Source organism: Litchfieldia alkalitelluris, from assembly GCF_002019645.1.
In the GTDB taxonomy this organism is placed as follows: Bacteria; Bacillota; Bacilli; order Bacillales; family Bacillaceae_L; genus Litchfieldia; species Litchfieldia alkalitelluris.
The window spans coordinates 1708598-1722450 of the sequence record NZ_KV917374.1; the positions used below are offsets into that span (position 1 = coordinate 1708598).

General features: G+C 35.6%; 12 protein-coding genes. All 12 read left to right on the forward strand.

Annotated features, from left to right (window positions below):
• Positions 1–494 precede the first annotated feature (494 nt).
• Positions 495–1481: a D-allose transporter substrate-binding protein gene (alsB, locus tag BK579_RS07840; protein ID WP_078544657.1), complete on the forward strand. Its 987-nt coding sequence runs from the start codon at positions 495–497 to the stop codon at positions 1479–1481.
• A gap of 28 nt (positions 1482–1509) precedes the next feature.
• Complete coding sequence (locus BK579_RS07845; RefSeq protein ID WP_078544658.1) at positions 1510–3021, forward strand: sugar ABC transporter ATP-binding protein; 1512 nt, start codon at positions 1510–1512, stop codon at positions 3019–3021.
• A 13-nt stretch (positions 3022–3034) separates the two neighbouring features.
• Positions 3035–3985 carry a D-allose ABC transporter permease gene (gene alsC / locus BK579_RS07850; protein WP_078544659.1) on the forward strand — a complete coding sequence of 317 codons (951 nt, stop codon included), beginning with the start codon at positions 3035–3037 and terminating at the stop codon, positions 3983–3985.
• Positions 3986–4012: 27 nt separating this feature from the next.
• A complete protein-coding gene (gene alsE / locus BK579_RS07855; protein ID WP_078544660.1) occupies positions 4013–4705 on the forward strand; it encodes a D-allulose 6-phosphate 3-epimerase in 693 nt (230 codons plus the stop codon).
• Between the two features lie 61 nt (positions 4706–4766).
• Complete coding sequence (gene alsK, locus BK579_RS07860; RefSeq protein ID WP_078544661.1) at positions 4767–5702, forward strand: allose kinase; 936 nt, start codon at positions 4767–4769, stop codon at positions 5700–5702.
• Positions 5703–5763: 61 nt separating this feature from the next.
• A complete protein-coding gene (locus BK579_RS07865) occupies positions 5764–6837 on the forward strand; it encodes a LacI family DNA-binding transcriptional regulator (RefSeq protein WP_235848379.1) in 1074 nt (357 codons plus the stop codon).
• Between the two features lie 115 nt (positions 6838–6952).
• Entirely contained in the window at positions 6953–7399 is a 447-nt protein-coding gene (gene rpiB / locus BK579_RS07870) for a ribose 5-phosphate isomerase B (RefSeq protein ID WP_078544663.1), read from the forward strand.
• 40 nt (positions 7400–7439) lie between these two features.
• The gene (gene tkt, locus BK579_RS07875; RefSeq protein WP_078550463.1) at positions 7440–9461 is read left to right on the forward strand and encodes a transketolase; all 2022 of its coding nucleotides are present in this window, start codon (positions 7440–7442) and stop codon (positions 9459–9461) included.
• 2 nt (positions 9462–9463) lie between these two features.
• A complete protein-coding gene (fsa, locus tag BK579_RS07880) occupies positions 9464–10123 on the forward strand; it encodes a fructose-6-phosphate aldolase (protein ID WP_078544664.1) in 660 nt (219 codons plus the stop codon).
• A 218-nt stretch (positions 10124–10341) separates the two neighbouring features.
• On the forward strand, positions 10342–11991 hold the full coding sequence (gene rnjA, locus BK579_RS07885; RefSeq protein ID WP_078544665.1) for a ribonuclease J1: 1650 nt from the start codon (positions 10342–10344) through the stop codon (positions 11989–11991).
• A 420-nt stretch (positions 11992–12411) separates the two neighbouring features.
• Positions 12412–13167 (forward strand): sulfite exporter TauE/SafE family protein, encoded by a 756-nt coding sequence (locus BK579_RS07890; RefSeq protein ID WP_078544666.1) that lies wholly within the window; start codon positions 12412–12414, stop codon positions 13165–13167.
• A gap of 136 nt (positions 13168–13303) precedes the next feature.
• The gene (locus tag BK579_RS07895) at positions 13304–13849 is read left to right on the forward strand and encodes a helix-turn-helix domain-containing protein (RefSeq protein WP_078544667.1); all 546 of its coding nucleotides are present in this window, start codon (positions 13304–13306) and stop codon (positions 13847–13849) included.
• Positions 13850–13853: the final 4 nt, after the last annotated feature.

A 13853-nucleotide genomic window follows, 5' to 3' on the forward strand; every position in this document is an offset into this window, starting at 1 on the left:
ATTATACATTATAGGAGAAGAGACTATGAATTAAGAATATGAAAAATTACTAGAATCTAAGAAAATCATTGAAGCAATAGCAAACGGAATAAACCCTTTAAATGGTGAACAAATCACTGAGGGGGGTATGCACCATAGGAAGCACGAGAACCGTCCCCACACTTCCTTAAATTATTTTTATCCAAATTTAAAAATTTTTGGAAATTATAATTGACAGAAAATATTGATTCGTTTATCATAAAAGTTGTAAAGGCTTACAGTTGTTAAACTTTAAATGGTTAATCGATTTCCCAATACATAAAAAACTACTAATCTGTTAAATTAACAGATTAAGGTTTACAGTGGTTAATCGATTACTCTAAAACATAAGCCTTTTTAAAAAATATTTGGTTAATCGATTTCTCAAAAAAGGAGGATAGCATTTAAAGAGAAATTTTATCGTCACAATTAGTAAATGAAAGGTTAAAACTATATTAAAAAAGGGGAAATTTCAAATGAAAAAAATACGTTTAATATCTTGTGTAGTATTATTTGCTTTATTTTCATTTTTAATTGGTTGTAATTCAGGTCCAGCAAGCTCTACTGAAGATACTGGTAATAGCTCTGAAGGTTCTGACGATAAAATTAAAGTGGCAATCATTCTGAAAACGCTATCTAACCCATTCTGGACAGCAATGGAAGAAGGAATTAGAGAAGAGGCAGAAAAACTTGGTGTTGAAGTAGAAATCCTAGCATCTCAGTCTGAAGAAGATTCACAAGGTCAACTAAGAATGTTTGAGGATTTATTAAATAAAGATTATGACGGGATTGGTTTCGCACCATTATCTCCAGTAAACTTAATTGCTCCTGCTGTAACAGCCTATAAAAACGGCATTCCAACAGTGAATATTGATGAAAAAATTGATATGGAAGAATTGAAAAATGCAGGTGGAAATGTAAACGCTTTTGTTACGACAGATAATGTAAAAGTGGGAGAGCAAGCAGCAAACTTTGTTGTTGAACAAATTAGCAAAGGGCAAGTGGCAATCGTTGAAGGTAAGGCAGGTAATGCATCAGGTGAAGCAAGGAAGAACGGTGCATCTTCGGTATTTGAAGCAACTGCAGGAATTGAACTAGTAACAAGTCAACCAGCTGATTGGGATCGTAACAAAGCATTAGATGTAGTTTCTAACATGATTCAAAGATATCCAGATTTGAAAGCGATTTATGCGGCAAACGATACAATGGCACTTGGAGCACTTCAAGCAGTACAAAATGCAGGTAAACAAGATCAAATTATTGTTGTAGGAACAGATGGGCAGCCTGAGGCTATCGATTCAGTAAAAGCTGGAGAACTAACAGGTACTGTAGCCCAGGATTCAGCTGAGATTGGTAGAGAGAGTTTAAGATTACTTGTAAACGCAATCAAAGAAAAGAAGCTTCTTGAAGTTGGTGAAGAGGCAGAGTTCGTAACTGTTGATTCATACATCGTAAGTGAATAACTTCAAAAAAATACTAGGAAGTGTTTTTATGAAATACATTGTGGAAATGGAGAAAATATCAAAGGAGTTCCCTGGAGTCAAGGCATTACAGGAGGTTGATTTCAACCTCCTTCCAGGTGAAGTACATGTACTCTTAGGTGAAAATGGGGCAGGGAAATCCACTCTGATGAAAATATTATGTGGTGTCTATGAACCTACTGAAGGAAACATCATCATTGATGGAGTCTCAAGCTCAAAATTAACACCTAAAGAAGCGACTAGTCAGGGAATAAGTATCATCTATCAAGAGTTAAGTGTCATTGATGATTTATCAATTGCAGAAAATTTATTCGTCGGTAAAATTCCTACGAAAAAAGTATTTGGGATGAACCTCGTTGATCGAGATTATATGAAAAAGGTGGCTATTAAACTCCTAGAGAGAGTTGGCCTTAATCGAGATCCTTATGAACTTGTTGGAGAGTTATCGATCTCGGAAAAACAACAAGTAGAAATAGCAAAAGCGTTAGCTTCTGATGCAAAGGTTTTGATTATGGATGAACCAACCTCATCGTTAACTGATGGAGAGATTGAAAAACTATTTAAAGTCATTAGGCAACTTAAAAGTGAAGGAGTAGGAATTGTCTATATCTCTCACAAACTAAAAGAAATAAAAATCATTGGTGATCGAATTACCATTTTAAAGGATGGAAAATATGTTGCAACAAGAGACCTGGCCACAACAGAAACGAATGAAATGATTAAGTTGATGGTAGGGCGCGAGTTGCAATCAAAATATATTGCTAGAAAAGAAGAAAATGGAACATCTGAAGTGATTTTTGAGGTGAAAAACCTAACTCGAAAAGATGAAGTTGTGAAAGATATAAATTTTGAATTATACAAGGGTGAGATTTTAGGATTTGCGGGATTAATTGGTTCAGGCAGAACAGAACTAATGAATGCAATTGTAGGATCAGATCAGCTAAAAGAAGGAGAACTAATTCTTAATGGAAAGGTTCTAAAAAATAAGACACCTTATGATGCAGTTAAAAACCGAATTGCTTATATTACAGAAAATAGACGTGAAAGTGGTTTTTTCCCTAACTTTGAAATATGGAGAAATATATCCATATCATCACTGATCAATGATTCGAAATTTGGTGGCTTATCTGGTTTCGTTAATCGGAAAAAAGAGATGAGTTGGGCAGCAGAGCAGAAAGATCGACTCTCTATCAAATGTTCTTCATTAGAACAAAATGTGACTGAATTATCAGGTGGTAACCAGCAAAAAGTAATTATTGGTAGATGGCTTGCCGCAGGTTCAGACTTATTTATCTTTGATGAACCGACTAGAGGAATTGATGTTGGTGCTAAAAGTCAAATTTATAAAATCATGAGGGAATTAGCCGATAGTGGTAAAGGTGTATTAGTCGTATCATCAGAACTTCCAGAATTACTATCAATTTGTGATCGAATTGCTGTATTCCATGAAGGAAAACTAAATGGAATTCTAACAAGTGAAGAAGCAACTGAAGAGAAAATTATGGCAAAGGCAACATCCTAAGGAGAGGTATCTTATGAAAAAAGAACGATTTAATTTAATCTGGCAGAAATATGGAACGATTGGGATCTTAATTCTTATTATTCTAGTACTGGGAATACTCTCACCAACGTACTTTTTTACACCTTCTAATCTCACACAAATCATTTTACAAAGTTCTATCAATATATTAGTTGGAGTTGGTGAATTCTTCCCAATCTTGATTGCTGGTATTGATTTATCAGTTGGATCGATCATGGCATTAACAGGTATGATCACTGCAAAGTTATTAGTAGCAGGCGTTCCTATTATCCTTGCTATTTTACTAGGTGGAATTCTTACAGGGGCATTATTAGGTTTTATCAATGGTTTTCTTGTTGTTAAGACAAATCTTCACCCTTTCATTATTACGTTAGGTACTTTATCTATTTTTAGAGGGTTAACGCTTATTATTTCAGATGCAAGACCAGTATATGGGTTACCTACAGAGTTTACCCAAGGTGTAGCAGGGTGGTTATGGTTTGTTCCAATCCCGGTTATCATCGCGTTTGTATTAGCCGGTATCTTAATGTTCATCACGAACAAAACAAAAATGGGAAGAAACATTTATGCGCTAGGTGGAAATCCTCAGGCTGCATGGTTCTCAGGAATCAACATTAAATTGCATACGATTGTCGTATTTATGATTTCAGGTATTTGTGCAGGGATTGCAGGGGTTGTTTTAACTGCTAGATTAGGAGCCGCTGAACCATTAGCTGGAACAGGATTTGAATTATTTGCAATTGCTGCAGCAATCATTGGAGGAACTAGTTTCTTCGGTGGTAAAGGTAAGATCTTAGGCGTTGTTATGGGAGCATTAATTATTGGAGTTATTAACAACGGATTAAACATTTTAAATGTATCAACATATTATCAACAAATTGTTATGGGATCATTAATCATTGGTGCTGTAGCATTAGATCGATTATTTGGCGGAAAAAAAGCATAAAAAACAAATCGGAAGGCGGAAAATAACATGTATAAATTTTCACCATCATTAATGTGTATGGAATTAACTAGATTTAAAGAGCAAGTAGAGGCATTAAATGAAAGAGCGCATTTTTACCATGTTGATATTATGGATGGTCATTTTGTAAAGAACATTACTCTTTCGCCATTTTTCATCCAAGAACTAAGGAAGATTTCTAAACTACCAATTGATGCACATCTTATGGTCGAAAAGCCAAGTGATTTTGTAGATATGGTCATTGATGCAGGGGCTGACTATTTAAGCTTACATGCAGAAACGATCAATGGTGATGTGTTTCGATTAATCAACCACATTAAAGATCGCGGCAGAAAGTTCGGAGTGGTCTTAAATCCAGCTACGCCTTTAGATTCCATTAAGCATTACATTCATCATGTAGATAAATTAACAATTATGACAGTAGATCCAGGATTCGCAGGCCAAAAATTTGTGAGTGAGATGTTAGATAAAATCAAAGAAGCAAAGAAGCTAAAAGAAGAAAATAACTATAAATATCTGATTACAATCGATGGATCATGTAATAAAAATACCTTTAAACAGCTTGTTGAGGCTGGAGCAGAAGTATTGATTGTAGGTACATCTGGACTATTTAACCTGGATGAAGATGTTAACAAAGCTTGGGATAAGATGATGGAAACATTTAATCATGAAGTAAAAGACATCACGAATGTAGCGAATTAAAAAGTTATCATATTACTTTCACTGAGTAACGTGAAAGTAGTAAAAAGTGAGGATACGCCAAATGGATAAAGAAAAACAGCAATATGTAGTAGGTGTTGATATCGGTGGAACTCATATTCGGATTGGTGCTATCACAACTGAAAAGAAACTATGCTTTTTCACCAAGAAAAAAATAAATGATGTGTTAGATCATAACCAACCAATTACATCTTTGATTAAGTTTCTAGAAGAGTATATCCAAACACATTTTAGTATAGAAGATACATTGGCGATTGGTATAGGGTTTCCATCGATTGTGAGCAAAGACAAAAAGAGTATTTATTCAACTCCAAATTTAGAATGCTTGAGTAACATAAACATTGTAGATCCACTTCAAGACTATTTAGAGGTTCCCGTTTTTATTGATAATGACGTGAATCAACTATTACAATTTGAGATTTCAAAACGTGATATATTAAAGGATGATATTGTACTAGGTTTCTATATCGGGACTGGATTTGGAAATTCCATTTATATCAATCAACAGTTTTTAGATGGAAAAAATGGGGCAGCTGGAGAATTAGGTCATATTCCTGTTCTGAATAGTGATGACATGTGTTCATGTGGAAATCCTAGCTGTATTGAAACGAAAGCTTCTGGGAAAAAATTAGTTTCAATCCATAAGGAATCCTTTTCAGATGTTCCTTTTGAAAAGATTTTTTCCTATTATTCTAATCACCAAATAATAGATGAATTTATTAAGGCTATATCAATTCCTATTGTGACAGAGATTAATATATTTGATCCACACCTAGTGATCATTGGTGGTGGGGTAACAGGAATGGATAATTTTCCAGTCAAGCGGTTAGAAGAATATATTTTAACATATTGTAGAAAACCATTTCCTGCAGAGGGGTTAAGAATTGAATATGCAGAAGACACAGATTCTGCTGGAGTGATTGGTGCTGCAACAAGTATTCTTAATAGATCGAACTTTGAAGATAAAATCACTTCCTAATAAATATGGCTATATTATATCGGCATAATGAGCAGTAGTATATTGCCAATTCTTAGAAAAAATGAGTCGTAGCAAAGGTTGGAACATTGATTTCATATTGAAAGCCCTTTATAATTTAACTACAAAATCATTTAGGAATCGGAGTTTTGATTTAATGAGCGATAAAATAACAATTAAAAAAATTGCTGAATTAGCGGGCGTTTCAAGTGCTACTGTCTCCAAAGTCTTAAATAACACTGGCAGATATTCAGATGAAACAAAGGATCGGATTCTGAATCTTGTAAAGGAACTAGATTATCGACCGAATGCTGTTGCTAAAAGTTTACGAACAAGAAAGTCAAAAACAATTGGTGTGATTGTACCTGATATAACAAATGAATTTTTTGCACGAATTGTATTAGCGATTGAAAAATATTGTGATCCCCAAGGCTATTCTGTTTTCATTTGTAATTCTGATGAAAAAGAAGAAAAGGAGATTCAATATTTAAAGGAATTAGAAATTAAGGGTGTAGATGGACTTATTTACTTATCTGCAAATGATAAGTTATTTAAAACAAATACTCTATTACCGATTGTTTGTATTGATCGAAAACCGATGCAACAAAATGTGGCAACTGTCACCTCAGATAATGTTCATGGTGGTAGACTTGCTGCTACTGAGTTAATTAATAGTGGTTGCAAAAACATACTGTTAATTAGAGATTATCGCGATGTTTTTCCGACGGTAGAAAGAATTAAAGGGTTTGAAAAGGTATTGCAGGAAAATAATCTTCAGTTAAAAGACGTGTTAGAGGTTGAAATAGTAGGGATTGAGCAGTCACAGGAAGCTGTTGAGAACTATCTTAAAGAGAAAAAGATTGAGTTTGATGGGATCTTTGCAACAACTGATGGATTGGCTTATGGTGCAAAACTTGCGCTTCAAGCACACGGGATCAATGTTCCGAAAGATGTGAAAATAGTAGGTTATGATAATATCACTCTTGCGAAATATACATCATTAACTTCCATTAACCAAAATAAAGAACTGCTAGGGGATTATGCCGCTGAAAAAATCATTAATATGATTGAGCGAGGAAATAAAACGAAAAACTTTATGTCAGTACCGGTTGAATTAGTTAAGCGCGGTTCTACGTGATGGTAAAATTTTATAGTAACATTTTTATATACCATCACAAATGGTTAATCGATTACCCAACCTAGAAGACCAAAAAGTCTTCTAGGTCCATTTTTTAAAGAGGAGAGATTATTACATGAAGGTTGCGATTGCAAGTGATCATACGGCATTACCGATGAAAGATGAGATCAAAAGTGAATTAGAAGAATTGAAGATTGAGTTTGTTGACTTAGGGCCATTTTCAATTGAACGAGTTGACTACCCAGATTTTGCACTTAAGGTTGTGGAACTAGTTGCTTCTGGTGAAGTTGATAAAGGTATCTTAATTTGTGGAACTGGAATTGGAATGTCGATTATGGCTAATAAGGTAAAAGGGATAAGATGTGCACTTGCTCACGATACATTTAGTGCGAAGTACACTCGATTACACAATGATAGTAATGTCCTTGCATTAGGTCAGAGAGTCATCGGACATGGTTTGGCTCGTGAGATTGTCAATGTATGGCTAAACACGGAATATGAAGCCGGACGTCATGCAGTAAGAGTACAGAAAATTGCAGATTATGAGAATGAGCGTAACTAAATATTTATTTCCATAAAGGAGAGAAAAAAGAATGATAGAGATTTCTAATTCAATTGATCAACTATCTATTAATACCATTCGAACGTTATCAATTGATGCGATCGAAAAGTCGAACTCCGGGCATCCAGGTTTACCAATGGGAGCCGCTCCAATGGCATATGAACTCTGGACGAATCATATGAATCATAATCCTAAAAATCCACAATGGTTTAATCGAGACCGATTTGTATTGTCGGCGGGTCATGGGTCAATGCTGTTATATAGCCTTTTGCACTTGAGTGGATACGATTTACCTATGGAAGAGATTAAGAACTTTCGACAATGGGGGAGTAAAACACCCGGTCACCCAGAGTATGGTCATACAGTAGGTGTGGAAGCAACGACAGGACCTTTAGGCCAAGGAATTGCCATGGCTGTTGGAATGGCAATGGCAGAACGACACTTAGCAGCGAAGTATAACAAAGAAGGCTATGAAATCATCAATCATTACACATATAGTCTATGTGGAGATGGTGATCTAATGGAAGGTGTTTCAGCCGAGGCGGCCTCATTAGCTGGTCATTTAGAGTTAGGTAGATTAATAGTGATGTATGATTCGAATGATATATCTCTTGACGGAGATTTGAATTTATCATTCTCTGAAAGTGTTGAAGCTCGGTTCAAGGCATATGGATGGCAAGTGATACGTGTTGAAGATGGGAACAATATTTCTGAAATTAGACAGGCTCTCGAGGAAGCGAAACGGGAACTAAATCGTCCTACATTGATTGAAGTAAAGACAGTGATTGGGTTTGGATCACCTAATCATGCTGGTACTTCTGATGTTCACGGAGCACCACTTGGTAAAGAAGAAATTAAGTTAACGAAGGAATTCTACAAATGGGAGTCAGAAGAGGATTTCTTTGTTCCAGAAAAGGTCTATTCTCATTTTAACGAAAAAATTGTTAAAAATGGAATGAAGAAAGAAGAAGAATGGAATCAGTCACTATCAGAATATCATGCTAACTACTCAGATCATGCTAAAGAACTCGAACAAGCAATAAGTGGTGAGCTGCCTAAGGGTTGGGAGCAGAATCTACCAGTTTATGAAGAGGGTACATCACTCGCTAGTCGGGCTTCTTCAGGTGAAACGCTCAATAAAATAAGTCAAACTGTCCCAAGCTTTTTTGGAGGATCAGCAGATTTAGCGGGTTCAAACAAAACGACGATGAAGGGGCAAGGAGATTTCCAAGCTGAGAGTTATGAAGGTCGAAACATCTGGTTTGGTGTTCGTGAATTTGCGATGGGTGCGGCATTAAATGGGATGGCTTTACATGGTGGTTTAAAGGTATTTGGAGGTACTTTCTTTGTCTTTTCTGATTATTTGCGTCCAGCAATTCGATTGGCAGCACTGATGAAGTTACCAATTACCTATGTGTTTACACATGACAGTATTGCTGTTGGAGAAGATGGACCAACACATGAACCAGTGGAGCAGCTTGCATCCTTTAGAGCGATGCCTAATCTACAAGTGATTCGTCCTGCTGATGGTAATGAAACGGTGGAAGCATGGAAGGTAGCGATGGAGTCTACTGAGACACCTACCATCCTTGTTCTTAGTAGACAAAATCTTAACACTATACCAAATTTAAGAAAACAACAAGAAGCAAGTTTAGTACATGGTGCATATCAAGTTTCACAAGCACGAAGTACTCAACCAGATGCTCTATTACTAGCTTCAGGCTCAGAAGTAAATCTTGCAATTGCAGCCCAAAAGCAATTAGAGAAAAGCAATATAAACGTAGCAGTCGTTAGTTTCCCTTCATGGGAACTGTTTGAGAAGCAATCACAGGAGTACAAGGACTCAGTTTTACCTCCTAATGTACCAATCCGACTAGCGCTAGAAATGGGATCATCAATTGGTTGGCATCGATATGTTGGCGCTCAAGGTGATGTATTAGCAATTGATCAATATGGTGCTTCAGCTAATCAAGACAAGATTTTAGCTGAATATGGTTTTACTGTAGAAAATGTGATTCATAGATTGAATAACTTGCTATCTAAAGAGAAGAAGGAGAGTTAATCATGAAAATATTTATCGACACGGCTAATGTAGAAGACATCGCTAAAGCCCATCGACTTGGTATTCTTTCCGGGGTAACGACCAATCCAACGTTGGTTGCGAAAGAAGGAGTTGACTTCAAGGAGAGAATAAAAGAAATCTGTGGAATCACAAATGGTTCAGTGAGTGCAGAAGTCATATCGTTAGAAGCTGAAGAAATGATTGCTGAAGGAAAAGAATTAGCTAGTATCGCTAGTAACGTAACGGTAAAAATCCCAATGACAACGGAAGGCCTAGCAGCCGTATCTGAGCTAACAAAACAAGGAATCAAAACAAATGTGACGTTAATTTTTTCAGCCAATCAAGCACTATTAGCAGCCAGAGCTGGTGCAACATATGTTTCACCATTTTTAGGCAGGTTAGATGATATCGGACAAAATGGTGTAAACCTAATTGAAGATGTTAAAAGTTTATTCGATAAGCATAACCTTACGACTGAAATCATAGCAGCATCCATTCGTCATACGGAGCACGCACATCAAGCAGCTCAAGCTGGAGCTCATATTGGCACAATGCCTTATAAGGTCATTGAGCAAATGACGAAGCATCCATTAACAGATCAAGGAATAAAGCAGTTTTTACTAGATTGGGAGCAAACAATTCAACAAAAACTACCTCTATGATATAGATATATTCAAGACGTATCAAACACCTCTCAACCTTTTTGGCTGAGGGGTATTTGTTTAATGTTTGATTTAGGGTTATTAATGGTCATCAACACGTTGTCAGCTTTATCCAAAGAATGGTACTATGATAGTAGACATGTGTCCTTCATGTTGGAACCGGAAAAACATGAAATTAAAATAACCTAGAAATAGAAAAGTCTAGAAATGGAGTGGCTATGAATAAGAAAAATGATTCAGCAAAAATCAAAATTATCCCTTTGGGTGGTTTAGGGGAAATTGGTAAGAATATGTATTTGGTTGAATATGATAATGAAATCGTCATTATTGATTCTGGGATTAAGTTTCCTGATAATGAGCTTTTCGGGATCGATTATATTATCCCTGATTATACATATTTATTGGACAACGCCGAAAGGGTAAAAGGATTATTTATAACACACGGACATGAAGATCATATTGGTGGAATTCCTTTTCTGCTCAAAAAGCTAAATGTACCGATTTATGCTGGTAGGTTAGCGGTAGGTTTTATAAAAAGTAAACTAGAAGAGCATCGTTTACTAAATGAAGCGACTATTCATGAGATATCCGAGCAAGATATCATCTCGTTTTCAGCTTTACAAATCTCTTTTTTCCGAACCACTCATAGTATTCCAGATTCGTTTGGAATTGTTGTGTCTACGAATATTGGGAATGTTGTTCATACCGGAGATTTTAAGTTTGATTTTACCCCAACAGGTCCTCCAGCAGACTTGATCAGAATGGGAGAAATAGGCGGGAAAGGTGTACTTTGTCTTTTATCTGATAGTACAAACAGTGAAGTACCCGGAATTTCATTATCAGAGCAACATATCGGAAATACGATTATTGATCTGATTAAAAAGCAGGATGGACGAGTCATTTTTGCCACGTTTGCTTCCAATGTATATAGACTGCAGCAGGTGATCAAAGCATCAGTCCTTACGAATCGGAAAGTATTTATTACAGGCCGAAGCATGGAAAAATCGATCACGATTGGAAGAGAGTTAGGTTACATAGAGGCCCCTGATTCGACGTTTATAAGTGAATTTGAGCTTAGACAGCTACCTGCAAACGAAGTGACGATTCTTTGTACTGGTAGCCAAGGTGAACCTTTTGCAGCACTATCAAGAATTGCATCTGGAAGACATCGTCAAATTTCTCTCATACAAGGAGATACCGTTGTGTTCTCATCTTCGCCTATTCCAGGTAATACATTAAGTGTGAATCGAGTGATTAACCAATTAGCAAGAGCTGGGGCAGAAGTAATTCATCATAAATTAACGGATGTTCATACATCAGGACATGCTGCTCAAGAAGAGTTGAAGCTGATGATTAGTCTCATGAAACCCACATTCTTTGTTCCGATTCATGGGGAATATCGAATGCAAAAGAAACATCAATCGTTAGCCATCGATTGTGGTGTACCAGAAGAAAACACGTTTCTTCTCGAAAATGGAGATGTATTAGCGGTTTCCAATGAATCTTCGAGAATCGTTGGAAAAGTCCCAGCATTTCCAGTCTATATTGATGGTCACGGAATCGGTGATATCGGCAGAAGTGTGTTACAAGAACGAAAAATCCTGTCAGAGGATGGAATGATTTCCATCTTCGTATTAAGAAGAGACAAGAAAGTGATAGGAACTCCTCAAATTATCTCAAGAGGATTTGTGTATGTAAGAGAATCAGAGGATTTAATGAAACAAATTCAATCTCTTGTGAGTTCATTTATCAATGAGCCAAAGAGTCGGTTTGAGATGGAAAGATTAATAAAAGATAATCTATCACGGTTTATTTATGAAAGTATAAAGCGAAATCCTTTGATTATTCCGAGAATTATTGATCTGTAAAGGAAATTGATAGGGATAAAGGAAAACCTTATTCCTTTTTAAAAATAAAATAGTAATAAATATAGACAACTAAAATCCTAATAGAAGTAGTAAGTTTTGAACGAAAAAAAGGACTGTAATTTCAAGAAGTTAAAAATTCTCCCAGGTTAGCTAGAACAACTACTTCGGGAGATTTTTTTATTAGCTTTAACCAAAAGACATGACTTATAAGACACTAATAATTAGTTCAATTATAATTCTAGTGAACATATTTATTATATTCTAGTAGAACCCGATGTCCCGAGGCACACTGAATGAGTGTGGCTTATTTTATTTTTATAGCAAAAAAGTTTATTGAATATTTTGAATCTTTTCGCATAGATTAGTTTATTAAATTTGAATTATCTAAAGGTATGACTAATTATAAAAGAGGTGAACCTTTTGTTAGATGAATTAAGTTTACTAGAATGGCTTGTTTCTGTGCTAGTTGGTATTGGAATTGGTTTTGCGAAAACTGCTGTTGCTACATTGGGAATCTTCAATGTAGCTTTATTAGTGCAAGTCTTTCCAGCGAAGGAATCAGTAGGAATCATGCTTCCTATGTTAATTATGGGTGATATTTTTGCTGTGATTTATTATCGTCGTAGTGTCGTCTGGAAATACCTCTTTTCTCTAGTCCCGTGGGTTTTGATAGGAATCCTTTCTGGTTATTTTGTTCTAATGCACATCAAAAATGATCAGCTATCCTTATTACTTGGTATCCTTATTTTGTCGTTAATCATTCTACAATTCTGCAAAGATTCTATCCAGTTAAAAGTTGACCGATTTTTTCAAAATGCGAAATGGTTTACATATCTCATGGGGATTTTAGCAGGGTTTGCAACAATGATAGGGAATGTATCCGGGGTCATTATGTCTATCTATTTACTTTCGAAAGGCCTTCCGAAAAAAGAATTTATCGGCACGGGTGCTTGGTTTTACTTATTTGTCAATATTATTAAAATCCCGTTTTTTCTCTCATTAGGAATGATTGCGTCTGAATCAATTGTGTTTAATTTAACTATTTTACCATTTATCCTGATTGGATGTTATATCGGTATTAAAATCGTCAAATTAATACCACAGAAGATATTCCAATGGACGATTCTAATCCTAGGTATTCTTGGTTCGATAAATCTTATTATTCTTAATTGGTAACATTATTAGGTTTAAATATCAGTAATCATATGTGTCTAGTATGTTACAATTAAGGAAATTATTTGACTATTTTAAAAAGGTTGAATTATAATAAACATAGTTGAACCAAATGAAAACGACAAAAGGCGGGACGTAGATGGATTTAGGGCAGAAAATAAGAAAACTCAGGAAAGAACAAAACAGGAGTTTGTCAGATATTGCAGATTCTTGTGGTTTTTCAAAAAGTTTATTGTCAAAAATCGAAAATGGAAAGACAGTGCCTCCAATCGCTACTTTAGTCAAAATTGCTGAGGCTCTATGTACGAAGGTATCCGCTTTACTTGATGATAATGAGCAAATAGGATCGATTTATTCAACAAAGGATAATAGTTTACAAAAGTTAGTGAAAACTGAAAAGGGATATTCCTTCTATGCTTTTGCAGTAGAGCGACAAGATAAATTAATGCAACCATATTTATTCGTTGCTAAAAAAGGTGAAACAAAGAAAAGTACATTGTCACATGGAGGAGAAGAGTTTGTTTACGTTCTAGAAGGAGAAATGCACTATCGTGTTGGTAATACCCAGTATACACTTAAGTCCGGGGACAGCATTTACTTCGATTCAATTGAAGAACATAGGTTAGATCCTATTACAGATGAGGTTATTTATTTAGCTATATTTAGCCAATCAAAAGAAGAATAAAAAA